Annotated in this window: 22 protein-coding genes and 1 pseudogene; 15 read left to right on the forward strand and 8 right to left on the reverse strand. The window is 68.2% G+C overall.

The genetic code is table 11. The features are described from left to right. Positions 1 to 238: 238 nt before the first annotated feature. The gene (locus A5625_RS09765; RefSeq protein ID WP_082984350.1) at positions 239 to 2,362 is read right to left on the reverse strand and encodes an acyltransferase family protein; all 2,124 of its coding nucleotides are present in this window, start codon (positions 2,360 to 2,362) and stop codon (positions 239 to 241) included. 51 nt (positions 2,363 to 2,413) lie between these two features. Next, positions 2,414 to 3,286: an esterase family protein gene (locus A5625_RS09770; RefSeq protein WP_197516039.1), complete on the reverse strand. Its 873-nt coding sequence runs from the start codon at positions 3,284 to 3,286 to the stop codon at positions 2,414 to 2,416. Positions 3,287 to 3,728: 442 nt separating this feature from the next. Between A5625_RS09770 and A5625_RS09775 the strand changes: the two genes are divergently transcribed. The 3 genes from A5625_RS09775 to A5625_RS09785 all read left to right on the forward strand — a co-directional run bounded on the left by A5625_RS09775 (position 3,729) and on the right by A5625_RS09785 (position 7,738). Next, the gene (locus A5625_RS09775; RefSeq protein WP_066992240.1) at positions 3,729 to 4,874 is read left to right on the forward strand and encodes an LLM class flavin-dependent oxidoreductase; all 1,146 of its coding nucleotides are present in this window, start codon (positions 3,729 to 3,731) and stop codon (positions 4,872 to 4,874) included. A gap of 6 nt (positions 4,875 to 4,880) precedes the next feature. Further along, complete coding sequence (locus tag A5625_RS09780; protein ID WP_066992185.1) at positions 4,881 to 6,239, forward strand: MFS transporter; 1,359 nt, start codon at positions 4,881 to 4,883, stop codon at positions 6,237 to 6,239. A 131-nt stretch (positions 6,240 to 6,370) separates the two neighbouring features. After that, positions 6,371 to 7,738 (forward strand): amino acid permease, encoded by a 1,368-nt coding sequence (locus tag A5625_RS09785; RefSeq protein WP_066992188.1) that lies wholly within the window; start codon positions 6,371 to 6,373, stop codon positions 7,736 to 7,738. Positions 7,739 to 7,771: 33 nt separating this feature from the next. Here A5625_RS09785 and car read toward each other — a convergent pair whose 3' ends face one another. Together car and A5625_RS09795 are read right to left on the reverse strand one after the other, a co-directional pair. Next, positions 7,772 to 11,338 (reverse strand): carboxylic acid reductase, encoded by a 3,567-nt coding sequence (gene car / locus A5625_RS09790; protein ID WP_066992191.1) that lies wholly within the window; start codon positions 11,336 to 11,338, stop codon positions 7,772 to 7,774. A 147-nt stretch (positions 11,339 to 11,485) separates the two neighbouring features. Then, positions 11,486 to 11,881 (reverse strand): nitroreductase family deazaflavin-dependent oxidoreductase, encoded by a 396-nt coding sequence (locus A5625_RS09795; RefSeq protein WP_066992243.1) that lies wholly within the window; start codon positions 11,879 to 11,881, stop codon positions 11,486 to 11,488. Positions 11,882 to 11,954: 73 nt separating this feature from the next. On the opposite strand from A5625_RS09795, the gene A5625_RS09800 reads away from it, so the two are divergent. The 8 genes from A5625_RS09800 to A5625_RS09835 all read left to right on the forward strand — a co-directional run bounded on the left by A5625_RS09800 (position 11,955) and on the right by A5625_RS09835 (position 19,757). Next, positions 11,955 to 12,296: a hypothetical protein gene (locus A5625_RS09800; RefSeq protein WP_066992194.1), complete on the forward strand. Its 342-nt coding sequence runs from the start codon at positions 11,955 to 11,957 to the stop codon at positions 12,294 to 12,296. 68 nt (positions 12,297 to 12,364) lie between these two features. Then, positions 12,365 to 13,705 (forward strand): glutamate-1-semialdehyde 2,1-aminomutase, encoded by a 1,341-nt coding sequence (hemL, locus tag A5625_RS09805; RefSeq protein ID WP_066992197.1) that lies wholly within the window; start codon positions 12,365 to 12,367, stop codon positions 13,703 to 13,705. Then, positions 13,705 to 14,313: a histidine phosphatase family protein gene (locus tag A5625_RS09810; protein WP_066992199.1), complete on the forward strand. Its 609-nt coding sequence runs from the start codon at positions 13,705 to 13,707 to the stop codon at positions 14,311 to 14,313. The genes hemL and A5625_RS09810 overlap by 1 nt, the downstream gene beginning before the upstream one ends. Positions 14,314 to 14,339: 26 nt before the next feature. Continuing rightward, positions 14,340 to 14,945, forward strand: coding sequence for a TlpA disulfide reductase family protein (locus A5625_RS09815; RefSeq protein WP_066992246.1), 606 nt, complete (start codon positions 14,340 to 14,342; stop codon positions 14,943 to 14,945). Next, on the forward strand, positions 14,942 to 15,721 hold the full coding sequence (locus tag A5625_RS09820) for a cytochrome c biogenesis CcdA family protein (protein ID WP_066992202.1): 780 nt from the start codon (positions 14,942 to 14,944) through the stop codon (positions 15,719 to 15,721). Before A5625_RS09815 ends, A5625_RS09820 begins: the two co-directional genes overlap by 4 nt. A gap of 59 nt (positions 15,722 to 15,780) precedes the next feature. Continuing rightward, positions 15,781 to 17,403, forward strand: a complete 1,623-nt coding sequence (locus A5625_RS09825; RefSeq protein WP_066992205.1) for a cytochrome c biogenesis protein ResB — start codon at positions 15,781 to 15,783, stop codon at positions 17,401 to 17,403. Beyond that, complete coding sequence (gene ccsB, locus A5625_RS09830) at positions 17,400 to 18,383, forward strand: c-type cytochrome biogenesis protein CcsB (protein ID WP_066992208.1); 984 nt, start codon at positions 17,400 to 17,402, stop codon at positions 18,381 to 18,383. The genes A5625_RS09825 and ccsB overlap by 4 nt, the downstream gene beginning before the upstream one ends. A gap of 63 nt (positions 18,384 to 18,446) precedes the next feature. Then, positions 18,447 to 19,757 (forward strand): MinD/ParA family protein, encoded by a 1,311-nt coding sequence (locus A5625_RS09835; RefSeq protein WP_066992211.1) that lies wholly within the window; start codon positions 18,447 to 18,449, stop codon positions 19,755 to 19,757. Positions 19,758 to 19,792: 35 nt separating this feature from the next. Here the strand turns inward: A5625_RS09835 and A5625_RS29045 are convergent, their stop codons facing one another. After that, entirely contained in the window at positions 19,793 to 19,954 is a 162-nt protein-coding gene (locus A5625_RS29045; protein WP_085977768.1) for a hypothetical protein, read from the reverse strand. A 46-nt stretch (positions 19,955 to 20,000) separates the two neighbouring features. Here A5625_RS29045 and A5625_RS09840 point away from each other — a divergent pair, with 46 nt between their 5' ends. Next, complete coding sequence (locus A5625_RS09840; protein ID WP_082984351.1) at positions 20,001 to 20,396, forward strand: DUF4229 domain-containing protein; 396 nt, start codon at positions 20,001 to 20,003, stop codon at positions 20,394 to 20,396. Here the strand turns inward: A5625_RS09840 and A5625_RS09845 are convergent. Both A5625_RS09845 and A5625_RS09850 read right to left on the reverse strand, forming a co-directional pair. Further along, the gene (locus A5625_RS09845) at positions 20,393 to 21,400 is read right to left on the reverse strand and encodes a beta-ketoacyl-ACP synthase III (RefSeq protein WP_066992214.1); all 1,008 of its coding nucleotides are present in this window, start codon (positions 21,398 to 21,400) and stop codon (positions 20,393 to 20,395) included. The two genes, A5625_RS09840 and A5625_RS09845, sit on opposite strands and share 4 nt — an antisense overlap. A 97-nt stretch (positions 21,401 to 21,497) precedes the next feature. Continuing rightward, positions 21,498 to 22,370 (reverse strand): 1,4-dihydroxy-2-naphthoate polyprenyltransferase, encoded by an 873-nt coding sequence (locus tag A5625_RS09850; RefSeq protein WP_066992255.1) that lies wholly within the window; start codon positions 22,368 to 22,370, stop codon positions 21,498 to 21,500. 78 nt (positions 22,371 to 22,448) lie between these two features. Here A5625_RS09850 and A5625_RS09855 point away from each other — a divergent pair, with 78 nt between their 5' ends. Both A5625_RS09855 and A5625_RS09860 read left to right on the forward strand, forming a co-directional pair. Next, on the forward strand, positions 22,449 to 23,225 hold the full coding sequence (locus tag A5625_RS09855) for an S-methyl-5'-thioadenosine phosphorylase (protein ID WP_232003571.1): 777 nt from the start codon (positions 22,449 to 22,451) through the stop codon (positions 23,223 to 23,225). Next, a complete protein-coding gene (locus tag A5625_RS09860) occupies positions 23,222 to 24,250 on the forward strand; it encodes an NAD-dependent epimerase/dehydratase family protein (protein ID WP_066992216.1) in 1,029 nt (342 codons plus the stop codon). The genes A5625_RS09855 and A5625_RS09860 overlap by 4 nt, the downstream gene beginning before the upstream one ends. A gap of 3 nt (positions 24,251 to 24,253) precedes the next feature. Here A5625_RS09860 and A5625_RS09865 read toward each other — a convergent pair whose 3' ends face one another. Further along, complete coding sequence (locus tag A5625_RS09865; RefSeq protein WP_066992219.1) at positions 24,254 to 25,975, reverse strand: hypothetical protein; 1,722 nt, start codon at positions 25,973 to 25,975, stop codon at positions 24,254 to 24,256. A 308-nt stretch (positions 25,976 to 26,283) separates the two neighbouring features. Here A5625_RS09865 and A5625_RS09870 point away from each other — a divergent pair. Further along, positions 26,284 to 26,836 (forward strand): annotated as a pseudogene (locus A5625_RS09870) (hypothetical protein); the annotation flags it as partial.

Here is a 26,836-nt window from a genome sequence, read left to right on the forward strand (position 1 = left end):
CAACCAGGACGCGGTCAGGCGGAATTACCTACGCGGTCCCTTTGCTAAGCGCGGTCTCAGTCGTCCACGTGCCGCTCGTAGTCCCACCGCTCCAAGCGATCTTGCACGTGGAGAAAACCGATTCCGGCGAAGGGCGCGGCTACTGCGATGCAGGCCAGCAACAGCGGAGACATGTCTTAAAACCTCCAAAAACCCTTCACTGATCTGACGTCGGTCAGCCATGAGAAGTTCATTGCGTTCACCCGTTCGCCAGGGCACGCTCGGCCAGCGCGCCGATCAGCGGAGCCACCAATTGCGCGTATTCGGTTGTTACGTGGTTGTCGTCGCGGAACACCAGGGTGTTGCCGACGATGATCGGGCAGCGCTCGGCGGTGCAGAACATGTCGGTCAGGTCGGCGTACTGGCCGCCGTTGCCGGTCGTCGCGGCCTGCTCGGCGGTGATCCCGCCCCTGTCCAATGCGACGGATTTTGTTGGCGCACAAGCGTTCGCGTCGTCGAGGTGCGCGGACAGGCAGTCGGGCGCGGAGGCATGCGGATCGGGGGCGGGACCCAGCACCAGGACGGTCGCGCCCGCGCTGCGCAACTGTGCCACGGTGCGTCCCAAGGTGTCGATCCATGCCGGGTCGTAGGAGGTGAAGCCGAAGTCCCCGCCATAGCGCCGGCTCATATCCAGCACGACCAGACGCGGGTGCTCGGCGTTCATCCGGGCCATGATCTGGGCGCGCCATTGTTCGCATTCGGTGTAATCGCGCCCCAGGTACGGGCTGAGGATGTGCAGGTCCTGCAGCGGGCAGGTCACCTTGGCCAGCGTCTCCAACCGCCAATGCCGATTGTCGGCGAGCTGCTCGAAGGCCGGGTTCCACATGGCGGCGTGCGAGTCGCCGATCAGGGCGACGGTGGTCGGCGAGGCGGTGTCGCCCGTCGCGCATTCGCTTTGTCCGACGTCGCGCCAGGACCGCACGCAGCCGTTGACGAACACGGCGGCCTTGTCGGCGGGCGCCTTGGCCAGCGGCGGGTCCAGGTTCGACGGAACGGCTCGCAGTTCGGCGGCCGCCGCGAGCGCCGCCTGCGCCTGCTCGAACGCCTGACGAACCGCTGTTTCCTGGGGACTGACGGCGGGGACGTTGGCGGGCGGCAACGCAATGATGTTGGCGCGTCGCGCCGCCAGGCCATGGCCCGCCGGCGCCGGTATCACGTTGAGCAGCACCATGCATGCGCAGGCGGTGGCGGCGCTGGCGCCGCCAGCGACGAGCAGACTGGCCTTGGCCGACCGGCGCAGCGCCGCGGCGAAACGGCCGGGGTTCTCCACCAGATGCAAGGTGATGACCGCGAGTCCCGCGGAGACGGCCGTCGCGGTCAGCCTGACCGCCAGCCCAGCGGGCATGCCGAGCAGCGCCGGCATCAGCAGCAGGGCCGGCCAGTGCCACAGGTACCACGAGTAGGAGATCCGGCCGATCGCCCGCATCACCGGGCGGCACAGCAGGCGACCGGGCCCCAATCCGCCGGTGACGGCGCCGCCACCGATGATCAGCGCGGTGCCCAGCACGGGCAGCAGCGCCTCGGTGCCGGGGTAAGGGGTGTGGGCGTTGAGTTGGGTGCAGGTCAACAGGATCAGCGCCAGACCACCCCACCCGGCGATCGACGCGGTCCGGGGCGTCAGCCGGCGCCAGTGCTGGATCGTCAGGGCGACCAGACCACCGGCGGCGAGTTCCCAGGCCCGGGTGGGCAGCGAGAAGAACGCCCAGGACGGCGAGGTGCGGGTCGACAACGCACCCGCCGTCAACGACGCGATGGCGACGACGGCGAGGACCACCGCATACGGGGTCGCGCGGGTCGCGGAGCCGCGCAGCAGTGGAATACGTCGGGCCGACCACGCGATGAGGATGATCAGCACCGGCCACACCAGGTAGAACTGCTCTTCCACGCCCAGCGACCAGTAGTGCTGGAACGGCGACGGCGCGTCGGAGATCAGGTAGTCGGTGCCCTGCAGGGCGAATCGGTAATTGCCGACGTACAGGGCGCTGGCGATGCCGTCGAGGAACACGCTGCGCGCCTGCAGTGGCGGCAGCACCAGGGCCGCGCCGACCGCGGTGATGACGCCGACGATGGCCGCGGCCGGCAGTAGCCGCCGGGCACGTGCACCGTAAAACCGGCCCAAGCGAATGGTGTTCGTGGTGCTCGCCTCACCGAAGAGCAGCCCGGTGATCAGGAAGCCCGAGATGACGAAGAAGACGTCCACACCGATATAGCCGCCGGTCACCGCGGGAATGCCGGCGTGGTAGAGCACGACGGCGATGACCGCGACGGCGCGCAGTCCCTCGATGTCGGGCCGGAATCCTTGTCGGAAGGTCTGCCGCTCCACTTGGCGTGGGCTGCTGGCGGCTGATTCCTCCCGAACTCTCATCTGCGTGGGCTAAGTAGCCATCCAAGCCAGTTCGGCGGGCAGCTGGCTGCGCCAGTAGGCCATGTCGTGCCCACCGAGGGAGAAGCTGCCCGCTGGTGGAGTCTTCAACTGGTAGGTGAATTGCTTCGTGGCGAAATAGAACCGGTCGAAGTTGCCGCAGTCCACCCGCAGCGGAATCGAATTCAGCGCCGGCAGGCCCAGCACGCTGTTCTGCACAAAATCGTCGTTGCTGTCGAACGCGCCGGGGGCGCTCAGCGCATACGAGGTGTACAGGGCCGGGCTGATCGCGCAAATGCCGGCGGTTCGCGACGGCCCCAGCTTGGCACCCAGGTGAAGCGCCCCGTATCCGCCCATCGACCATCCCATGAAACCGACCCGGGAGGTGTCGAACCCCATCGTGGACAGCATCGGCAGCAGTTCGTCGAGCACCATGGCACCGGAGTCCTCGCCGGAAGCCCTTTTGTGCCAGTAGGTGTTGCCGCCGTCGACGCCGACCACCGCGAACGGCGGTTTGCCCTCCTTGGCCAGCTGGGCCAGCCCGTCCGGGACCCCCATGTCCAGCATCTGGTTGGCGTCACCGTCCACGCCGTGCAGGGCGATCACCGGACGCAGCGCCCCGGTCTGGCCGGGGGGCAGGGCGATCACGTAGTTGGTCTTGATGCCCCCGCGCGCCGCCGACACGAACGACCCGGTGAGCCTGGTCGGCAGGCTCTTGCCGGCCGTCGGCGGCTCGAACGGCGCGGGGGCCTGCGACAACGTTGCGGCGCGCGACTGGGCCGACGCCAGCAGGGAGCTGAAGGTCAGCACGCCGGCGGCTCCGAGGGTGGCACCGGCGCCCATCCGGAGCACCGCTCGGCGTGTGAGGTCAGACATGATCGCAATGATGCCGCGCTGACCGGGTATTACCCGCCGAGCCACGCCGTATTGGAAGCATTGTGTGATGTGGCGTGACCCTTCGGTCACGAAGCGGTGATCTTGGCAGGCGCGAAGACGCCGCCGGTGCGGCGAATTGTGCCGCCGGTTGTGCCGTCGAGTTGCGACATCGCGCCAGACCGTGGTCATCGTAGCGCCGATACGGCCGGTTGCCGCCACCCGAATCATTGCGATCGTATTGCCTTCTGGCACAGGCGGAGACGCGGTCAGCGCTGGACGCGTATCCGGCGTGTCGACGTTGCCGTTCACGGCGGGCGCGCCGTGGTCAGCGCGCCGATCGGACGGTGGGTCCGGGATGCAATCTCGCAGGTTTCAACCCTCGCCCGCGGGCGGCGACTTGAGCAGGATGGACCCTCTGTGCACAGGGACGAAAGCGGAAGAGGATTGTGAATTGAGTCTCGCGTTTCATTGGTTTCTGCCGACCTACGGCGATTCGCGAAACCTGGTCGCGGGCGGGCACGGCACGCCGATGTCCGGCGACCGGCCCGCCACACTGCGGTATCTGCATCAGATCTGTACGGCGGCCGAAGACAACGGTTTCGAAGCCGTCCTCACCCCGACGGGGTTGTGGTGTGAAGACGCATGGTTGACGACGGCGATGCTGGTCGAATCGACCGAGACGCTGAAATTTCTGGTTGCGTTTCGTCCCGGCCTGTTGAGCCCCACGCTGGCCGCCCAGATGGCCGGGACCTTCCAGCGCCATTCCCAGGGGCGGCTGCTGCTCAATGTCGTCACCGGCGGTGAACCGCACGAGCAACGCGCCTACGGCGACTTCCTGGACAAGGAGGCGCGGTATGCCCGCACAGCCGAGTTCTTGCAGGTGGTGCGGCAGCTGTGGACCTCGAACGAGCCGGTGACTTTCGCGGGAGAACACATCCAGGTCGAGGGCGCGCAACTGAACAACCCGCCCGACCCGATACCGGCGGTGTTCTTCGGCGGCTCCTCGGCCTCCGCCGGCCCGGTGGCGGCCAACCACTCCGACGTCTATCTCACCTGGGGCGAACCGCTGGCCGCGGTGGCCAAGAAGCTGGACTGGATCCGCGGACTTGCCGTGGATGCCGGCCGGATCCTGCAGTACGGCTTGCGGATCCACGTGATCAGCCGCGATACGGCCGCCGAGGCATGGGCCGAGGCCGACCGGTTGTTGTCCGCGATCGACCCGGCCGACATCGAGCGGGTGCAGGGCAGCCTGGCGCGCAGTGAGTCCGAGGGCCAGCGCCGCATGCTGGACCTGCACGGCGGCGACAGCAGCAAATTGCTGGTGGCGCCGAATCTGTGGGCCGGGGTGGGGCTGGTTCGTGGCGGAGCGGGCACCGCGCTGGTCGGTTCGCACGCCGAGGTTGCCGAGCGGCTGGCCGAGTACGCCAAGTTGGGCATCAGCCACTTCATCTTGTCGGGATATCCGCATCTGGAAGAGGCCTACTGGTTCGGCGAAGGCGTGCTGCCGATTCTGGAGCGGATGGGTCTGTGGCGCCACCCCAACCGCCAAACGCACCCGGCGGCGGCGACGCCGTTCGCGGTCGCCTCGGCGCACTAAGGGGCCATGGCGTCCACCCTGCCCGCGTCCGGACCCGGCGCCGAACTCGCCGTCCCGGCGCCCGTCGCGGTCGACGAATCCGCCGAGCAGCAGCGGCGGCGGTTACGCATTGTCGTCGCCGCCAGCCTGTTGGGTACCACGGTCGAGTGGTACGACTTCTTCCTGTACGCCACCGCGGCAGGGCTGGTGTTCAACAAGGTGTTCTTTCCCAATGAAAGTTCCTTGGTGGGGACACTTTTGGCGTTCGCGACGTTCGCCGTCGGGTTTGTCATGCGGCCCATCGGCGGCCTGGTGTTCGGCCACATCGGCGACCGGATCGGCCGCAAGCGCAGCCTGGCGTTGACGATGCTCGTCATGGGCGCAGCGACGGCACTGATCGGAGTATTGCCGACGGCCGCACAAATCGGGGCCTGGGCGCCGGTACTGCTGTTGGTGCTGCGGGTGCTGCAGGGTTTCGCGCTCGGGGGCGAGTGGGGCGGGGCGGTGCTGCTGGCCGTCGAACACAGCCCCGGCGACCGGCGCGGCCGCTACGGGGCGATTCCGCAAATCGGGTTGGCGCTCGGACTGGCCTTGGGCACCGGCATATTCGCGTTCCTGCAAATCGCCTTGGGACCGGCGCGGTGTCTCTCCTACGGCTGGCGCATCGGATTCCTGCTGAGCCTGCTGCTGGTCGGGGTCGGCATCGTGGTCCGGTTGCGGGTCGACGAGACACCGGCGTTCCGGGAATTGCAAGACCTGCAGGCCGGATCGACCGTGCCGATCCGCGACATCGTCCGCGAGCCGCGTTCGCGGCGCAACACTGTGCTCGGGCTGCTGTCACGGTGGGCGGAAGGCTCGGCGTTCAACACCTGGGGCGTTTTCGCCATCAGCTATGCCACTGGCGCGCTGGGACTGAACCGGGTGTCGGTGCTGGTGGTGGTGACCATCGCCGCTCTGGTGATGGCTGTGCTGCTGCCGATTTCGGGACGGTTGACCGACCGCTTCGGTGCGCGACGGGTGTACCTGGTCGGCATCGCCTGCTACGGCCTGGCGGCGTTTCCCGCGTTCGCCTTGTTCGGCAGCAAGAATCTGGTGTGGTTCGGGCTGGCGATGATCATCGTGTTCGGCGTCGTGCACGCGCTGTTCTACGGCGCGCAGGGCACGCTGTACTCCGCGCTGTATCCCACGAACACGCGCTATACCGGACTCTCGTTCGTCTACCAGTTCTCCGGCGTCTACGCCTCCGGGATCACCCCGATGATCTTGACGGCGCTGATCGCGGCACTGGGCGGTGCGCCGTGGCTGGCGTGCGGGTATCTGGTTGTGACAGCGGTGATTAGCGTGGTGGCCACCGCGCTGATCCGCGATCGCGACTTGTATCTCTAGGCCCGCCGAAAACCTGGACCGATCGCGGCTCGCCGACCCTGGGCTGGTGTCCCGACCACCGATGTGTTGTGGTTAGTGACCAATACCGGGTGGCGGGGCATCGCGGCGAAGGGCACAGGAGGTGGCTAGCCATGGCTGGCGGTCCGCAACTGCGCCAAGGACTGTCGCAGCGCCAGCTCAGCATGATCGCCCTCGGCGGCGTGATCGGCGCCGGATTGTTCGTCGGGTCCGGTGTGGTGATCAAGAACACCGGCCCCGCCGCCTTCCTCACCTACGCGCTGTGCGGTCTGCTCATCGTCCTGGTGATGCGGATGCTGGGTGAGATGGCGGCCGCGAACCCCTCGACTGGATCGTTCGCCGACTATGCGGCCAAGGCGCTGGGTGGCTGGGCGGGATTCTCGGTCGCCTGGCTGTATTGGTACTTCTGGGTGATTGTGGTGGGCTTCGAGGCGGTCGCCGGCGGAAAGGTGCTCAACTACTGGTTCCACGCGCCGCTATGGCTACTGTCGCTGGGCTTGATGGTGTTGATGACGGCGACCAATCTGTTCTCGGTGTCCTCTTTCGGTGAATTCGAATTCTGGTTCGCCGGAATCAAAGTCGCAACCATCGTGATCTTTCTCGTCGTGGGCACGGCGTATGTCTTGGGGTTGGTTCCGGGGCATCACGGAGGTCTGGCCAATTTGGGATCGCACGGCGGATTCTTTCCGCATGGCGTGGGTGCGGTGTTCGCCGCGATCGTGGTGGTGATCTTCTCCATGGTGGGTGCCGAGATCGTCACCGTCGGCGCCGCGGAGAGTCGCGACCCCGAGCGCGCCGTCCAGAAGGCGACCCGATCGGTGGTGGCCCGCATCGGGATCTTCTTCGTAGGCTCGATCTTTCTGCTGGTGGCGCTGTTGCCCTGGGACTCTGTGGAACTCGGTGCCTCGCCGTATGTGGCCGCGCTCAAACACATGGGGCTTTCGGGTGCGGACCAGGTGATGAACGCGGTAGTGCTGACCGCGGTGTTGTCCTGCCTGAACTCGGGGCTCTACACCGCGTCGAGGATGCTGTTCGTGCTGGCCGAACGGGGCGAGGCGCCAATGCAATTGGTCAAACTGAGCGGACGCGGCGTCCCGCACATCGCGATCCTGTGTTCGTCGACGGTCGGGTTCCTGTGCGTCATCATGGCGCGGGTGGCGCCCAACACCGTGTTCCTCTTCTTGCTGAACTCCTCGGGTGCCATCATCTTGTTCGTCTACTGGCTCATCGCCCTGTCGCAAATCATCCTGCGCCGCCGCACATCCGCCGAGCGGCTGACGGTGAAGATGTGGTGGTATCCGGTGTTGTCGATTCTCACGCTGACCGGAATCACCGCGGTGCTGGTGCAGATGGCGTTCGATCGCAGCGCCCGCAGTCAGTTGTGGCTCAGCCTGTTGTCCTGGGCCGTGGTGATAGCGCTCTACGTTGTTGCCCGATCCCGCGGACGTGTCGGGGGGTTACGGCCCTCGCAACAGCGCTAGCGAATCTTCGACTCACCTGGTGGTCGGATTCGCTTACCCCGCATGCGCACCGGCGCTGGTTCTGAGCAGGCCGAGCCGCTGCAAATCGGCGACGTACTTGTCGATCAGCGCCTCGGTCACGTGCGGTACGTCCTTTTCGCTGCCGATTCCGGCGGATTGTACTGCGGCGCGGAACTTTTCAGCAGGCATGCCGGTACCCTGAGTTGGCTGGCCGGGCTTAGCGTATGCGTTCATCAGCGGCAGCAGCGAGCTCTTCCGCTGGTTATCGGGCAGCGCCTGCATCGCTGCGGTGAATTCGGCCAGCCACTGCTGGTAGTCGTCGATGCGCCTGATCTTGTGCCCGTCGGCGATGAGCCAGTCGACGAAGGTGTCCAAAGAGACGCCGTCGTCGTGGGTATTGAGCACGTTGTAGGTGTGGTAACCGTGCTGGGCGCGCGCGCCGAGCGTGGTGATGGCCTCCGCCGTGAAGTCGGCCGGCAACCCGTCGTAATGGGCCCGCTGCGGGTTGCCTGAAGCGTCGAGCTGATAGAACGACCGCGGCGCGATACCGGTGGCCACCAGACTCAAGATCAGACGCGTGAACATGTCGGGCACGTTCAGCTGACCGGCAAAGTGGCTGTGCGCCAAGATCATGTCGGACCGGAACACCGCCACCGGCACCCCGCACAGGTCGTGGGCCTCGCGCAGCAGCACCTCGCCCGCCCACTTACTGGTGGCGTAGCCGCTGGCATACGACTCGTCGAGGGACCGCGACGGGCTGGCCGAGCGCACATCGACATCCTCGCCGATGAAGCTGCCGTCCGGCAGCGTGGTCACCGCCACGGTGGAGATGTAGTTGATCGGCTTGAGCCGTTGGGTGATTGCCAGCTTGACGATCTCGGCGGTGCCCACCACGTTGGGTCCGAACAGCTGACTGTAGGGCAGCACGTGATTGACCAGGGCGGCCGAATGCACGATGAGGTCGACCGACTCGGCGAGCCGCTGGTAGGTCGGGGTGTCCAGGCCGAGATTGGGTGCCCCCACATCGCCGACGAGCACCTTCAGTTGCTTGTCGGCCAATTGGCGGAAACGCTCGGATAATTCGGCGTCGCCGCTGTCGATCGCGGCCTCGATGCGCTGACGTCCGGCGGTCGGATCGGCGCCGCGGGCCAGGCAGATCACCGTGCCCCCGTGCGGAGCCAGACGTTCCAGCCAATCCAGGCACAAGAAGCGCCCGAGGTAGCCGTTGGCTCCGGTCAGGAGCACGGTGCGGACCGTGCCGGACGGGCCGGGGAGTCGGGGCGCCGCGGCCAACGTATCGGCGTCGATGAAATTGTCCAGGGTCAAGTCCGCGGCGCGTGCCACCGTGGCACCGCGTCCGTGCACCGAGGCGAACGTCGGCCGTGTCGATTCCGAGGTGCGTTCGCCGTCAACGAAATTGGCGACGGTGTCCAGGTTGGCGGTGGGGCTGACGATGGTCTGCACCGGCACATCGATGTTGAAGATCTCCGACAGCAGCGTGGCGAAGGAAAACGCGGACAGCGAATCACCGCCCAGCTCAATGAACTTCGCGTCGGCACGCAGCGCGGTGTCCGCCGGCAGGCCCAGGGTGGCCGCGGCCGCTCGCCGGACGGTGTCGATGGTGGGCAGCTCGCGGCTGGCGGCGCGCAAGTCCGCGAGTTGGTTGCCCTGGCTGGCCTCGATGTCGTCGTACATGGCGTCCAGTTGTTCGCCGTAGCGCGCCTTGAGGGCCGGACGCAGTAGCTTGCCGACCCCGGAGAGCAACCCGTTGTCCCGGGTGAAACGTTGTCTCTCCAGCAGGAAGTCGCGAGGGATCTCATACGGGTGTAGCCCCGCGTCAGTGGCGATCCGTTGCAGGGAGTCGGCGATCAGGGCATGGGCATCCCCGTCGCCGACCGCGTCGTCGTTCGGCACGACCACCGCGAGCAGGAACGGCTGCTCGCTGCTGCCGTAGAGAAAGATCTGCCGGATGTAGGGGCTGGTGGAGAACGTCGCCTCCAACTGTGAGACCGCGACGAATTCCCCTTGCGAGAGTTTGATCACGTTGTTGCTGCGGTCTAGATACATCAGGTGGTCGGGTCCCAGCTCGGCCATGATGTCGCCGGTCTTGTAGAACCCCTCGTCGTCGAAGATCTTCGCCGACAGTTCGGGGTGCTTGAAATACCCGGGAATCACGTTGCTGGCTTTGAGGTGTAGCTCGCCGCGCGGGTACGGCTTGTCGGTGGTGAAGTAGCCCAGTTCGGGGACATCGACGAGTTTGTAGTCGGTCACCGGTGGGCGCCTGATCCTGCCGCTGCGCATGATGCCGCCGCCGGTCTCGGTGGCTCCATAGCCGTCGGCTACCGGGATGTCCAGCAGCGACTCCATGAAGTCGTGCATCTGCTTGGACAACGGCGCGCTGCCGCACATTGCCGAAATCACCCGGCCGCCGATGAAGTCTTGCCGCAGTTCGGCTTTCACCGCCTCGTCGAGTTGTTCTGCGGAGAGCTCGCCGCCGGATCGTTGGTCGAGTTCCTTGCGGTAGCGCCGGTAGAACATGTCGCACACCCGGGGAACGAGGTTCAGGGCAGTGGGCCGGACCAGGGCGATGTCGTCGAACAGGGTGGACATGTCACTCTTGGCGGCGAAGTAGCCGATCCCGCCGGAGGACAGCGTGGCGATCAGCCACTCCAGGCCGTACACGTGGGACAGCGGCATGTACTGCAGGTGGATCGCCGGAATCAGCCGGCCGATGTCCACCGATGGGCTGTGCGGTCGCTGCCAGATGCGGGTCATCATGTCGGCGGTGTACATGGCACCCTTCGGCGCGCCGGTGCTGCCCGAGGTGTAAATCAGTGTGGCGAGCGGTGTTTCACCATCGGCCGGGACGTACGCCGCAGGTGCGGGAAGTCGGCGGCCGGACTCCAGCTCGGTGGCAAGCGACACCACCTCTGCCCGGTGCCCGGCGTCACCGAGCCGCGCGCGGGCGTGTTCGTAGCGCTCCCGTTGATTGTCGTCGGCGCTGGTGTAGTCGAACACCACCAGGCGCTGGACAGAGGGTGCGTTGACGACGACGTCGACTGCGGTGCCCAGGGATTCAACGCTGACAGCCAGGACGCGCGGTTCGGTCTCGGCGACGATCGGGGCGAGCTGGGCCACCGTGGAGCTGGTCTGCAGCGGCACGAATACCGCACCCAGCCTGATGCACGCCAGGTAATGCACAACGTAATCGATGCTGGTGAAACCCAAGACGCCGACGAAATCGCCCGCGCTGAATCCGCCGGGCAGACCGGCTTGCCACGCGGCGGCCAGCGCCGCGACCCGGTCATCGAGCTCGCGGTAGGTGATGGTGTCGAATCCCGAGAGCAGTGTCGTGGAAGCGCTGCCGGTCGCCGGATCGCGCACCACCTCGCAGGCGCGCTGCCCCAGGGCGGGCCGGTCGGCATAGCCGCGCAGATAGGTGTCGACGACCTCGGACAGCCGCAAACCGGACCGATGCGCGGCGTCGGTGACTTCCGGTGAGGACGCGGCGGCCCGAAACTGTGGATCGGTGGCGTACAGCTGGTCGACGCGCTCGGCCAGTCGCTGTTCGCGGCCGGCGTCGGTGACGGTCTCGGTCATCGTTCGCTTCCTCTCGTCGCGGCGTATGCCGGTGCGGTATACCCGCCCTGACTGCGCCCAGTCGGCTCCGCGGCACATCGCGGCGCGCCGACCGCCGTCAGACCGTCCGCGTGCTCGACGATCGCCGTGATCCGCATCACCCGGCGGTCAGGACGTTCGGGTAAGCAACACCGCTTGCTCGAACGGCAGCCTCGCGAAAACCCGTCGTGCCCGTGGTGTTACGTGCGCCGCGGCCTCGGCCTTGGTGACCACGCGCGGGTCGGCGATGCCGAAACTCTTGCCCTTGGTGCGCAGCCGGCCACCGCCGGCCGCCTTGAGATTCTTCAACCAATCCCGGTCGGGACCATAGGAAAGCAGGATCGCCACCCCTGGGTCGCCATCGGCATCGGTGTTGAAAACGTTCACTGGTGTGCGGTACGTCTTGCCCGAGCGCCGCCCCACATGCTCGACGATCCCGAACGCCGGGAGCCAACCGGCCCACAGTCGCTGAATCGGGTTGGTGACGTGACGGTTGAACCGGGCAAGTCCTTGTGGGAGTTGCATACCGCTATCCAACTCGCAGGCACCGGTCGAGAACAACCCGTCGATTCGTCGCCGGGGGGTCTACTGTTTTGTAATGGCCGACACAGCGGGTAAGGACGCGGCCAGGCGTGCCGAGGAGTTGCTGCACCGTGGGCAGGAACTTGCCGCCCGCAAGCCGGTCACCGCGGCAGACGCACAGCGTGCCGGCGAGCGCGCCGAGCAGGCCCACGTGCGCGACCAGGACGCCCGCGACCGGGAGTTGCGGCGCCAATATCAAGCTGCCGCCGCTCACGAGCGTGCCGCCGAAGTCCACGAACGCGCGGTGGAAGAGGGCCTCGGTGATGTCGCCGCTCACCGGCGCGCCGCGGCAAAGGAACGTGAGGCCGCCCGCCGTGACTACCAGGGGGCACAGGAGGCCGATCGGCAACAGGCCTGACCCGCCGACCGGCGCGGCTGCTACACCCTGTAGTGGAATGACCCGCGGGGGCTGGGACACTAGTCCTCATGGGAAGCAGTGATCAGGCGACCGCGCACGCCTCCCGGGCTACGGCGACGTCGGCCCGGCTGTTCGAGGATGCCTGCGCCGTCATTCCCGGCGGGGTGAACTCTCCGGTCCGGGCGTTCACCGCGGTGGGCGGGACGCCGCCGTTCATCACCGAGGCACGCGGGTGCCGGCTGACCGACGCGGACGGCAACCAGTACGTGGACCTGGTCTGCTCGTGGGGTCCGATGATCCTGGGCCACGCGCACCCGGCCGTCGTCGAGGCCGTCGCCAAGGCCGCCGCCTCCGGCCTGTCGTTCGGGGCGCCCACGCCGGCCGAGACCGAATTGGCCGCCGAGATGATCGGGCGGGTGGCACCCGTCGAACGGATACGGCTGGTCAACTCCGGAACCGAGGCCACCATGAGCGCGGTGCGGCTGGCCCGCGGCTTCACCGGCCGGGCCAAGGTCATCAAGTTCTCCGGCTGCTACCACGGTCACGTCGACGCCTTGCTCGCCGACGCGGGCTCCGGGGTGGCGACGCTGGGCCTGCCGTCCTCGCCCGGGGTCACCGGTGCGACGGCAGCCGACACAATCGTGTTGCCCTACAACGACATCGACGCTGTCCGCCAGGCCTTCGCCCGGTTCGGCGACCAGATCGCGGCGGTGATCACCGAGGCCAGCCCCGGCAACATGGGCGTTGTCCCACCCGCTCCCGGCTACAACGCCGCGCTGCGCGCGATCACCGCCGAGCACGGTGCGCTGCTGATCATCGACGAGGTGATGACCGGCTTCCGGGTCAGCCAAAGTGGTTGGTACGGAATCGATCCGGTGGATGCCGACCTGTTCACTTTCGGCAAGGTGATGAGCGGCGGCCTGCCGGCCGCCGCGTTCGGCGGCCGGGCCGAGGTGATGGAACGGCTGGCGCCGCTGGGGCCGGTGTATCAGGCCGGCACGCTGTCGGGTAACCCGGTGGCGATGGCCGCCGGACTGGCCACCCTGCGCAACGCCGATGCAGCGGCCTATTCCGCGCTGGACGCGAACGCCGATCGGCTGGCCGGACTGTTCTCCGAGGCGCTCACGAATGCTGGTGTAGCACACCAGATTCCACGCGCCGGCAACATGCTGAGCGTGTTCTTCTCCGAGACGCCGGTGACGGACTTCGCGTCCGCGCGCGCCACCCAGACCTGGCGTTATCCGCCGTTCTTCCACGCGCTGCTGGACGCCGGTGTGTACCCGCCGTGCAGTGCCTTCGAGGCGTGGTTCGTCTCGACCGCGCTGGACGACGGCGCGTTCGACCGGATCGCCGATGCCCTGCCCGCGGCGGCCAGGGCCGCCGCCCACGCCGAGGAGGGGAAGCCCTGATGGCCGAGCACACCCGGGTACACGTCGTCCGCCACGGCGAGGTGTACAACCCGAGCGGCATCCTCTACGGCCGGCTGCCCGGATTTCACCTTTCCGACAATGGCCGGGCGCAGGCCGCTGCGGTGGCCGATGCGCTGGCCGACCGCGACATCGTCGCGGTGATCGCCTCACCGCTGCAGCGCGCGCAGGAGACCGCGGCGCCCATCGCCGCCAAGCACGGCCTGGTCGTGGACACCGACCCGGACCTGATCGAGTCGGCCAACTTCTTCGAGGGCAAACGGGTCAGCCCCGGCGACGGCGCCTGGCGGGACCCGAGGGTGTGGTGGCAACTACGCAACCCGTTGCGGCCGTCCTGGGGTGAGCCGTACACCGAGATCGCGGCCCGAATGGAGACGGCGGTGCAGAAGGCCCGCGCCCGCGGCGCCGGCCACGAGGTGGTGTGCGTCAGCCACCAGCTGCCGGTATGGACGCTGCGGCTGCACCTGACCGGCAAGCGGCTGTGGCACGACCCGCGGCGGCGGGAGTGCGGGCTCGCGTCGGTGACCACCCTGGTTTACGACGGCGAGCGGCTGGTCGACGTCGAGTACTGCGAACCGGCGGGCGTTTGACCATCATGACCATCTGGCGACAGGCGATGGCCGCGGCGGTGCTGGCGGCTCTGCTTCCCGGCCTGCTCGTCGGCTGCTCCGGTCGCGACGCCGTCGCCCAGGGCGGCACCTTCGAATTCGTCTCACCCGGCGGCAAGACCGACATCTACTACAACCCGCCGTCCAGCCGTGGCCGCCCCGGACCGCTGGCCGGCCCCGACCTGGCCGACCCCGCACACACGCTTTCGCTGGACGATCCGATCTTCGCCGGCCGGGTCGTGGTGATCAACATCTGGGGGCAGTGGTGTGGGCCGTGCCGGGCCGAGGTCACCCAGCTGCAGCAGGTGTATGACGCGACCCGCGGTTCCGGAGCGTCGTTCCTCGGCATCGACGTCCGGGACACCAACCGGCAGGCCGCGCTGGACTTCGTCAACGACCGGCAGGTGACGTACCCGTCGATCTACGACCCGGCGATGCGGACCCTGATCGCATTCGGCGGCAAATACCCCACCACCGTGATCCCGTCCACGCTGGTTCTGGACCGTCAGCACCGCGTCGCGGCCGTCTTCCTGCGGGAGCTACTGGCGGCCGACCTGCAGCCGGTGGTGCAGCGACTGGCCGCTGAGGCTGCGCCAACGTCGGGACAGCGATGACCGGATTCACCCAGATCGCCGCCGCCGGACCGCTTCTGGTGGCCCTCGGTGCCTGCTTGCTGGCCGGCCTGGTGTCGTTCGCCTCGCCGTGCGTGGTGCCGCTGGTGCCCGGTTACCTCTCATATCTGGCCGCGGTCGTCGGGGTCGACGAGCAGCCGCCCGAAGGCGCGGTCAAAGCCCCGCCGGGTGCCCGGTGGCGGGTGGCAGGGTCGGCGGCGCTGTTTGTCGCCGGATTCACCACGGTGTTCGTGCTGGGCACCGTCGCCGTCCTCGGCATGACGACCGCCCTGATCACCAACCAACTGCTGCTGCAACGGGCCGGGGGAGTGCTGACCATCGTGATGGGACTGGTGTTCGTAGGCCTCATCCCGGCCTTGCAGCGCCAGGCCCGGTTCAGTCCGCGTCAGCTGACGACGGTCGCTGGAGCGCCGGTGCTGGGCGCGGTGTTCGCCTTGGGCTGGACACCCTGCCTGGGGCCCACCCTGGCCGGCGTGATCACCGTCGCCTCAGCCACCGATGGCGCCAGCGTGGCTCGCGGCATCGTGTTGGTGATCGGCTACTGCCTGGGCCTGGGTATCCCGTTCGTACTGCTGGCCTTCGGCTCGGCCGGTGCGGTCGGCGGGCTGGGCTGGCTGCGCCGGCACACCCGGGCCATCCAGATCCTCGGCGGCGTGCTGCTGATCACGGTCGGGGTGCTGCTGGTCACCGGGATGTGGAACGAGTTCATCTCCTGGCTGCGCGACGCGTTCGTGTCCGACGTGAGGTTGCCGATTTGAGGCGGTTTCTCGTAGGGCTCGTTCAAAAGGGCCGCAACACCTGGCGCGCGCTGACCTCGATGGGCACCGCGCTGGTGCTGTTGTTCCTGCTCGCACTCGGTGCCATCCCGGGGGCGCTGGTGCCGCAGCGCAGCCTCAACGCCGGCAAGGTCGACGACTATCTGAAAGCCCACCCGGTAATCGGTCCGTGGCTGGACCGGCTGCAGGCCTTCAACGTGTTCTCCAGCTTCTGGTTCACCGCCATCTACGTGCTGCTGTTCGTGTCGCTGGTCGGCTGCCTTACCCCGCGGATGATCGAGCACTTCCGCAGCCTGCGGTCCACCCCGGTGGCCGCCCCGCGCAACCTGGCCCGGCTGCCCAAGTACACCAGCCGCCGGATCCCGGCCGCCGCCGAAGAGCTGAACACCCTGGCCAACAGGCTGGCCGGGCGGCTGCGCGGCTGGCGCACCGCCATCCGCCACGACGAAGCCACCGAGACCGTCGAGGTGTCCGCCGAGCGGGGCTACCTGCGCGAGTTCGGCAACATCGTCTTTCACTTCTCATTGCTGGGCCTGCTGGTCGCGGTGGCCGTCGGCAAGCTCTTCGGTTACGAGGGCAATGTCATCGTCATCGCCGACGGCGGCCCCGGCTTCTGCTCGGCCTCGCCGGCTGCGTTCGACTCGTTCCGGGCCGGCAATACCGTCGACGGCACCTCGTTACACCCGCTCTGCATCCGGGTCGACGACTTCACGGCGCACTACCTGCCCTCGGGGCAGGCCACCTCGTTCGCCGCGAGCATCGACTACCAGTCCGGAGCGGACCTGAGCACCAACAACTGGCGGCGTTACCAGCTTGAGGTCAACCACCCGCTGCGGCTCGGCGGTGACCGGGTGTACCTGCAGGGGCACGGCTACGCACCCACCTTCAGCGTCACCTTCCCGGACGGGCAGATCCGCAGCGCCACCGTGCAGTGGAGACCCGACAATCCGCAGACCCTGCTCTCGTCGGGCGTGGTGCGCATCGATCCGCCCGCCGGCAGCTATCCCAGCGCCGCGGAGCGCCGCAACCACCAGATCGCTATCCAGGGCCTGCTGGCGCCCACCGAGCAGCTGGAGGGCAGCCTGCTGTCGTCGCGGTTCCCGGCGTTGGACGCCCCGGCGGTGGCCGTCGACATCTACCGCGGCGACACCGGGCTGGACACCGGCCGGCCGCAATCGCTGTTCACCCTGGATCCCCGCCTGATCGAGCAGCACCGATTGACCAAGGAGAAGCGGGTCAACCTGCGCGCAGGGCAATCGGTCCGGATCGACCAGGGCCCGGCGGCCGGCACCGTGATCCGCTTCGACGGCGCCGTGCCGTTCGTCAACCTGCAGGTCTCGCACGACCCGGGCCAGACCTGGGTGCTCGTCTTCGCCATCACGATGATGGGCGGTCTGGTGGTGTCGCTGCTGGTGCGTCGCCGCCGGGTGTGGGTCCGTCTGACGCCCGACGCCGGCGCGTCGCCCGGTACGGTGAACGTCGAACTGGGTGGCCTGGCGCGCACCGACAACTCCGGTTGGGGCGACGAGTTCGAGCGACTGTCCGAGCGGCTGTTGACCGGGCTCGGCGACTCCGGCGGCGCTCGCGCCGAGGCGCCCACCGCGTCGGACGGCGACGCCATAGCCGCAGCGTCCAAAAGGAGTTCTGAGGTGGACGTCAAATGAATACGGTGCACGTCAATATCGAGTTGGCGCGCTACTCCGACTGGGCGTTCACCTCGGCCGTAGTGGCGCTGGTCATCGCCCTGCTGTTGCTGGCCTTCGAGCTGGCCTACGCCGGCGGACGCCGCGCGGATCAGCGCGCCCGGGTGCTGGCCGGTTCGGTCAGCGCCGACTCCGCCACCCCCGGCGTGGTGGAAGAGTCGGCCCAACGGCCCATCGACGAGCGCGCCGGCCGGGCCGGGCTGGCCGTGGTCTACCTGGGCATCGGACTGCTGCTGGCCTGCCTGGTGCTGCGGGGCCTGGCCACCCTGCGGGTGCCGTGGGGCAACATGTACGAGTTCATCAACCTGACCTGCCTGTGCGGGTTGATTGCCGGCGCGGTCGTGCTGCGCCGCCCGCAGTACCGCCCGCTGTGGGTATTTCTACTGTTGCCGGTGCTGATCCTGCTCACGGTTTCCGGCCGCTGGCTCTACACCAATGCCGCGCCGGTGATGCCTGCACTGCAGTCCTACTGGCTGCCCATCCATGTGTCGGTGGTCAGCCTGGGGTCGGGGGTGTTCCTGGTTGCCGGCATCGCCAGCATCCTGTTCCTGCTGCGGACTTCGCCGCTGGGAGACCCCGAACAAAGCTCGCACAGCGCGCTGAGCCGGCTGGTGCAGCGATTCCCCGACGCGCAGACCCTGGACCGCATCGCCTACCGGACGACGATCTTCGCTTTTCCGGTGTTCGGTTTCGGGGTGATTTTCGGGGCGATCTGGGCCGAAGAAGCATGGGGCAGATATTGGGGCTGGGATCCCAAAGAGACCGTCTCATTTGTCGCCTGGGTGATTTATGCCGCCTATCTACACGCCAGGTCGACGGCCGGATGGCGGGATCGCAAAGCCGCCTGGATCAATGTCGCGGGCTTCGTGGCCATGGTCTTCAATTTGTTCTTCGTTAATCTGGTCACTGTCGGCCTGCATTCTTATGCGGGCGTCGGGTGACGGTGAAGAACCGGCCCGCATAACGCACAACACGCCGAATAACGCACAACAAGGGGGAGTGCCGTGAGCGAGCATCCAACGTCGGGCGTGGGGGCGCCCGAACAACCGACCACGCAGATACCCCCACAGACCCCGTCGGAGCCCGACCAGCAGAAGAAGACGGCCCAATCGCAGAGCGAGTCGGGTGATGACGCCCCCACTCGCGCCTTCGCCGGATTCCGCACCGAGCGCCGCGTCCCGGGTCCTGAGCGCCAGCAGGCCGCACCACCCACCGCTCCTCGCCCGGGTGGGATGCCGCCGTGGGACTCCACCCCGGTCACCGGCATCCCGCGCGTCGACCCCACGGCCTACGGCGCTTACTACGCCGGCCCCGACGCGCCGCCCACCGAGACCCACGGCGCCCCGCAGCGTCCCGAGCACCTGCCGCACACGCCGTATCCGGAGCTGTCCACCGGCATGTTGCTGCGGCCGGTCGCGCCACCGCCGTCCGATGGATGGCGGAAGCTGCTGTTCAAGCTGTCCGGCGGGCTAATCAACCTGGGCGAGAGCCCGCGGGCCGCCCGCTACAACAATCTGGTCGCCCAGGTGAACCGGCCGCTGCGCGGCTCCTACCGGGTGGCGTTCCTGTCGTTGAAGGGTGGTGTGGGCAAGACCACGATCGCCGCGACGCTGGGCGCCACTTTCGCCTCGATCCGCGGGGACCGGGTGGTGGCCGTGGACGCCAACCCGGATCGCGGCACGCTGAGCCAGAAGATCCCGCTGGAGACGGCGGCGACTGTGCGTCAGCTGTTGCACGACGCCGGGACCATCGAGCGCTACAGCGATGTGCGCCGCTACACCTCCAAGGGGCACAGCGGTCTGGAGGTGCTGGCGTCCGAAACCGATCCGGCCATCTCGGAAGCCTTCAGCGCCGAGGACTACCAGCGGGTCATGGACATCCTCGAACGGTTCTACGGTCTGGTGCTGACCGATTGCGGGCCCGGCCTGCTGCATTCGGTGATGAAGTCGGTGCTGGACAAGGCCGACGCTTTGATCGTGGTCAGCTCGGCATCCATCGACGGCGCGCGCAGCGCCTCGGCGACGCTGGACTGGCTGGACGCGCACGGCCGCGAGGACCTGGTTCGCAACTCGATCGCGGTCATCAACGGGGTGAAGCCACGCCCGGGCAAGGTCGACATGAGCAAGGTGATCGACCACTTCTCCCGGCGCTGCCGCGCGGTTCAGCTGGTGCCGTTCGACCCGCACCTCGAAGAGGGTGCCGAAATCGATCTGGACCGGCTGCGGCGTGGGACTCGCGAAGCTCTCACCGAGCTGGCCGCCATCGTGGCGGATGGGTTCCCGGGTGACCAACACAACCCGGGAGTGCTCGGCTAACGAGGCTTACAAGCTAGCGGGCCGCCGCCATCGAGCTAGCGCGGGTTGTTGTCGCCATGTCCCAACCGCCGCAGGAAATCTGGATCGTCGTCGGGCCCGATGACGCGTGTCTTCGGCCGGTGGGCCTGCGATCGCGCAGCACGCCAGCCGACATAGATCAGCGTCCCCAAAATCACGACGAGCAGCAGGTAGAGCACTCAACACCTCCTTGGGGCGAATATACCCGCGCCGTAGGCTCACCCTGTGTCACAAGAAGCTAGCGACGACAGCATCGGGGGCGCGGGAAACCACGCCGCAGACCAGAGCACGCCGCAACACGTCAGTAACCACGTCGCCCTCCACGTGTCGGTGTACGTGGCGGCGCGGCTGATGCTGACGGCGGTGCTCACCGGGGTGATCTACGGCATCGCTCGCCTGGCGGGCATTACGCAGTTCCCGATCGTGGTGGCCGTGCTGTTCGCGCTGATCATCGCGATGCCGCTGGGCATCTGGGTGTTCGCGCCGCTGCGCCGGCGCGCGACCGCCGCGCTCGCGATTGCCGGGGAAAGACGGCGCCGGGAACGCGAACTGCTGCAAGCCCGGCTGCACGGCGACGCCGCACCCGACCAGGGCGGCGGCCAAGAATCAGGACGCGGCTAGCCGTTCGGTAGCCGCACGACCTGCGCGGCATAGCTCAGGCCGGCGCCGTAGCCGAGCAGCAGAGCCAAGTCGCCGGCCTTGGCCGCGCCGGTGCTCAGCAGCTCGGCCATCGCCAGCGGGATAGACGCGGCCGACGTGTTACCGGTGTGTTCGATGTCATTGGCCAGGACCGCATCCGACCGCAGCTCGAGGCTCCTGGCCAGTACCTCGTTGATCCGGCTGTTGGCCTGGTGGGGCAGGAACACGTCGATCTCGTCGGGCCGAACTCCGGCCGCGTCCATGGCTTGGCGACCGACTTTGCCCATCTCGAATGCCGCCCAGCGGAACACCGCGCTGCCTTCGAGGCGCAGGTACGGGCGCTCACCAGCGAGGTTCTCCAGGAAGTCGATCCACTCGATGTCCTGGCGAATGGCGTTGGCGTGTGCGCCGTCGCTCCCCCAGACGGTGGGTCCGATGCCCTGCTCGGGTGTCTCGCCCACCACCACCCCGGCCGCGCCGTCGGCGAAGATGAAGCAGTTGCTCCGGTCCTGCATGTCCACGGTGCAAGACAGCTTCTCCGAGCCGAGCACCAGCACCTTGGCGGCCGTCCCGCCGCGAACCATGTCGGCTGCCACGCCCAGCGCGTGGCCGAAGCCCGCGCACCCGGCCCCGACGTCGAACGCGGGCACGCCGCCCGCGCCCACCGCGGTAGCGACCGCCGGCGCGCACGGCGGGGTCTGGGTGAAATGGGTGCTGGTGGCGACGATGACGCAATCGATGTCGGATGGCTCGAGGGAGGCCTTGGCGATCGCCTCCAGCCCGGCCGCGGTCGCCATGGAGGTGACGGATTCGTCGCGCCTGGCGAACCGGCGGGTCTTGATTCCGGTGCGCGAGAAGATCCACTCGTCGGAGGAGTCGATGTTCTGGCAGAGCTCGTCGTTGGTCACCACCCGGTCGGGCCGGTATGACCCGACACTGAGAAGCCCGATGTTGGTGGGCCCGCTGGTCGCGGCAATCTGGTTCATTGCGGTCCTTCGCTGTCGCCCGAGAGACGCAAAAGTATCCCAAAACGATCGGCCCTCGGGAGCCTTTGCCTCACTCTAGGTAGTGCGGACGCCACCCTTAGGTAGCCACGGACAACGCTGCCGCCACCGCGATCGCCCACACCACCATCGCCAGCCCGGTGTCGCGCAGAACTGGGATCAACTGTCGGCCGCCACCACCCGATCGCACCGGAGCCATGGCGCGCAACGCCAACGGCGTCGCCACCAATCCCACGGCGCACCACGGTGTCGCCAGCATGAGCACCAGGGTCAGCACTCCAGCAGTGCCCAGCAGCGCCTGGTACAGGATCCGGGTCCGGGCATCGCCCAGCCGCACGGCCAGGGTGATCTTTCCGGACCGTGCGTCGGTCGGGATGTCCCGCAGGTTGTTGGCCACCAGTACCGACGAGGACAGCGCCCCGATCGACACCGCGAGCACCAGGCCTACCCAGTCCACCCGCAGTGCCTGGGTGAACTGGGTGCCCAGCACGGCGACCAGCCCGAAGAACAAAAACACCGCGATTTCGCCAAAACCGGCGTATCCGTAGGGTTTCGACCCGCCGGTGTACAGCCACGCCCCGGCGATGCAGACCGCGCCCACCGCAATCAGCCACGGCGCGCTGGACAACGCCAGCGCGAACCCGGCAAGCGCGCCGATCGTCAAACTGGTGACCGCGGCGGCCAGCACCGCGCGCGGCGCCGCCAGCCGCGAACCGACCAGCCGCACCGGACCGGCCCGGTCGTCGTCGGTGCCGCGGATGCCGTCGGAGTAGTCGTTGGCGTAGTTGACGCCGATGGTCAGCGCGAGCGCGACGGCCAGGGCCAGCAGCGCCTTCCACCACACTGCGGAGTGCAGCCATGCCGCCGCGCCGGTGCCCGCGACAACCGGCGCCACCGCGTTGGGCAACGTCCGCGGCCGCGCACCCGAAACCCACTGCCCGAAGTTGGCCACACGAACATCCTGCCAGGATGCGGGCCCGCGATCCCCGTGCCCCGCGATCAGCCCATGGTCATGCACCACAATGGTCGGATGCTCGGAGTCATCGGCGGCAGCGGCTTCTACACCTTCTTCGGATCCGACGCCGACGACATCACCGTCGACACCCCGTACGGGCCGCCCAGCGCCCCGGTCACCGTCGGCACCGTCGGCGACCACGCGGTGGCCTTTCTGCCGCGCCACGGCGCCAAGCACGAATTCTCCGCGCACACCGTGCCCTACCGGGCCAACATGTGGGCGTTGCGCAAGCTCGGCGTGCGGCGGGTGCTCGCGCCGTGCGCGGTGGGCAGCCTCCAACCCGAACTCGGTCCGGGCGCCGTCGTGGTGCCCGATCAGTTGGTCGACCGCACCAGGGGCCGCGCCGACACCTATTTCGACTCCGGCGGCATCCACGTCGACTTCGCCGACCCGTACTGCCCGACGCTGCGCGAGGCGGTGACCGCCCTGCCCGACGTGGTCGACGGCGGCACCATGGTGGTGATCCAGGGACCGCGCTTTTCCACTCGCGCGGAAAGTCAGTGGTTCGCCTCCGCCGGGTTCTCGCTGGTGAACATGACCGGCTACCCGGAGGCGGTGCTCGCCCGAGAACTTGAAATGTGCTATGCGGCAATCGCTTTGGTGACCGATCTGGATGCCGGTGTGAGCGCCGGCGAGGGCGTGAAGGCCGTCGACGTGTTCGCCGAATTCGAGAAGAACATCGAGGTGTTCAAGAGACTGGTACGTCAAGCCATCGGCCTGGTCGACGCCGACCGCACCTGTACGCACTGCCTGCCGCACACCGGAGTCACCTTGCCCATCGAGTTGCCGTGAGGGTGCTACTGACCGGGGCCGCCGGTTTCATCGGTTCGCGGGTGGGCGCTGCGCTGCGCGCTGCGGGACACGAGGTCGTCGCCGTCGACGCGTTGCTGCCCGCCGCGCACGGCCCGAATCCGGTGCTGCCGCAGGGATGTCAGCGCGTCGATGTGCGCGACGCCGACGCGCTGGCGCCGCTGATGGCCGGCGTGGACGTGGTGTGTCATCAGGCGGCGATGGTGGGTGCGGGTGTGGACGCCGCCGATGCACCCGCCTATGGCGGGCACAACGATCTGGCCACCACGGTCTTGTTGGCGCAGATGTTCGCCGCCGGGGTGCAGCGCCTGGTGCTGGCGTCCTCGATGGTGGTGTACGGGCAGGGCAGCTATCACTGCCGAGAACACGGATACGTGGATCCGCTGCCGCGGCGGCGCGCGGACCTGGACGTCGGAATCTTCGAGCACCGTTGTCCGGTCGGCGGGGAGGAATTGCGCTGGCGTCTGGTCGACGAGGACGCCTGTCTACGGCCGCGCAGCCTGTACGCCGCCAGCAAGACCGCGCAGGAGCATTACGCGCTGGCGTGGTCGGAGGCCACCGGCGGCTCGGTGGTGGCGCTGCGCTACCACAATGTCTACGGCCCCGGCATGCCGCGCGATACCCCCTACTCCGGGGTGGCGGCGATCTTCCGGTCGGCGCTGGAAAAGGGTGATCCGCCAGAGGTTTTCGAGGACGGCGGGCAGATGCGCGACTTCGTCCATGTCGACGACGTGGCGGCCGCCAACGTCGCGGCGACGCAGCGGGGCGAGGGTTTCGTCGCGGTCAATGTCTGCTCGGGACAACCCATTTCGATTCTGCAGGTGGCCGACGCGCTGTGCGACGCGCGGGGTGGTTCGCTGGCCCCGGTGATTACCGGGCGGTACCGCAGCGGCGACGTGCGCCACATCGTCGCCGACCCGTCCCGGGCCGCGCAGCTGCTGGGTTTCCGGGCGGCCGTCGCACCGGGTGACGGGTTGCGCGAGTTCGCGTTCGCGCCGCTGCGGTGAGCGCTACTCCTGCGGGGGACGGTAGATTTGCGGCTTCTGCACTGCTATCTGCCGCGTTCCGGAGTCGTCGCCGCGGAAGATCCTGGGGCCGTGGGCCTGCGGAGGGATCTCGGTGGTCGGCGGGTCGTGGTCGTCGCCGGGGGCGCCGGCGGGGATGCGGGTGGTCGCCGAAGCCGACGGCCCAGCGCCCTGGCCCACTGGCACCCGGGTGGTCGGAGCCGCCGCATTCGCGGCGGCGGCGCGCCTGCGGGCGGCGCGGCGCGCCAGGCGCCGACCGCTCAACTGCCCGGTGACCACGGCGGCCACCAAAATGCCCAACGCCAGGCCACACAGCGTCACGTCGAAGGTGCTGGTGATCTGCTGGGCCAGGTTGTTGCCGTAGACCGGGTGCAGCGCAGGCGAATTGGGTGAGTCCGCGAACCGCGGCGCCAGCGCGACGCCGACGATGACGCGGGCAACGCTGAGTGTGGCGACAAGTCCGCACAGCGACGTGACCGTTCTCGCCGACAGGGTGGCCAGCCTACGGCGCAGCCAGATCGTCAGGACCGCGGTGACCAGATCGAACGCGGCCAGCACGATGCTGTCGTACCGGGAGAACGGGTAGTTCAAGATCACGCCCACCACGAGGTCGGTGATCCTCATCGCCATCGACCCGATGCACCAAATGGCGATGAGCAGCAAGCCATTTCGAATCATGGCCCGCCACGCGGACTCTTCCGTCGGCGAAGCGTTGCGGTGCCCGAACAGCGCCCGCGGCGCGAACAGCGCCGCGCCGGCCGCCCACGCCAGGTATCCCTCGAACCCGACACCGGCGGTGGAGGTGTTCTGCGCGATGCCGTGGAACGCGTCGATGTCACGACCGGCGGGCAGGAACCACACCAGGGTTCCGGCGACCAGCGTCGAGGCGCCCAGCGCGACGGTGGTCAGCCGGCTGGCCCGGGCGCTGCGCAGCAGCCATCGGGACGCGACCAGCACCGCGACCAGCGCCACCACGCCGTACACCACCGCGGTCGCGATCACAGCGATGTTCTGCTTGCCGAATTCCGCGGTGCCGCCGGTGGTTTGCAGCGCGTACCGCACCCGCCAGTACAGGTTGAAACCAAAGCTGAGCACCGCCGCCAGCATCGACAGGGAGCCGATCACCCGTGCCGACCGGTGCCAGCCGGTGGACTCGTCGCCGGCCGGAACCGGTCCGGCCAGGGCGCCGGTCGGTACTGCCTGGGCGCTCAACAGCGAGCCGGCGATTCCGGCCCAGGCCCCCGGCCCCACCCCGCCCGGCACGTTGACCGTGCCACCGAAACGGACGGTCTCGTACGCGTCGAACACCACGAAGGCGAGCACCAGCAGCAGGTAGGGAACATTGAGCGCGAGGCGCAGCCGGGCGGCGCGCGCGGGGTTGAATCGCAGACCGGTGGACCGCCAGGACCCGGCGACGGCGACCGCGACGACGGCCAGCACCGTCACCGCGACCAGCACAGCGAACAGGGTCGGGTCGCTGTGTGGGATTCCGATACCGAAGTAGAGATTCCACGGCATGAACACCGCGAGGACCAGCAGCGCCACCGCGGTCAGGTCGCTGACCACCGGCCGGAACCGCTTCGTCGCGCCTGCCGCCGGCGCGGTGCCGCCACCGGCGCGCGCGCGGATGATCCGGGGCGCCGACGCTTGCTGCGCCTCACCGCGGATCGGACCGGTAGGTGTGTCGTCGCTGATCTGGCTCACCATGCCCCCCAGGATTCAAGGACCGACATTCTTGGCGCAGTTTCGGGCGGTCGGCCGGGACATACCCTGCCGAGCCGAATGCACTGCTCGCTTGCGAACATATTCTCCGTTCGGATGCCGTGGCAGTGGCTGAGACCGGCTGCTCGGGTGGAGATGATTCCGCGGTGAGGCGTCCTGTCGTTCGAAAAGCTGGTTACGCTGCGCTAGTAGGCGAAGCCTTCGCCTGAATGACTGATAGTGCCAACGGTATCGCAAGTGTAGTGATGCCGGGACATAGCTGGTGGTGGGGTAGCCAGCCGAAGGAGACCGGGATGGACGTCGTTTTGGGGGTTGCGGTCACCGGCCCCGTCGCCCGCTTGGCGCTTGTCGGGTCGGGCGCGCAGGGGACCGACGTGATCGACCAATCCGTCGTCGACCTCGCCGACAATCCGATCGGGACACTGACCGAGACCGTGGTCGGCACCAATCGGCTGTTGGCCGACGAGAACCACCGGCTGGTCGGCACCCGGCTGTGCTGGACCGACCATCCCGCCGCCGACCAACTGCGGCGGGCGCTGGAAGATTCCGGCGTGCACAACGTCGCGGTGCTCTCGGAATCGCAGGCGGTGGCCGCCCTGATGCGCGCGGCCGGCCGCCCCGGGGCGGCACTGGTGATGGACGACGCGACCGCGACGTTGTCGCTGGTGGGTGCGGCCGACGGCGATCCGGAGGCGCCGCCGACGGTGCTGGCCACCCAGCCGCTGGCGGGCGCCGCGGGCGGGGATGCGACGGCCGCATTGATGGCGAACCTGCGCGCCCACCCGGACGCGCCGCAGGATGTGTACCTGCTCGGCGCCTCGCCGGAGCTGAACCGGGTCGCCGACG

It is taken from the genome of Mycobacterium sp. 1465703.0 (assembly GCF_001672975.1).
In the GTDB taxonomy this organism is placed as follows: domain Bacteria; phylum Actinomycetota; class Actinomycetes; order Mycobacteriales; family Mycobacteriaceae; genus Mycobacterium.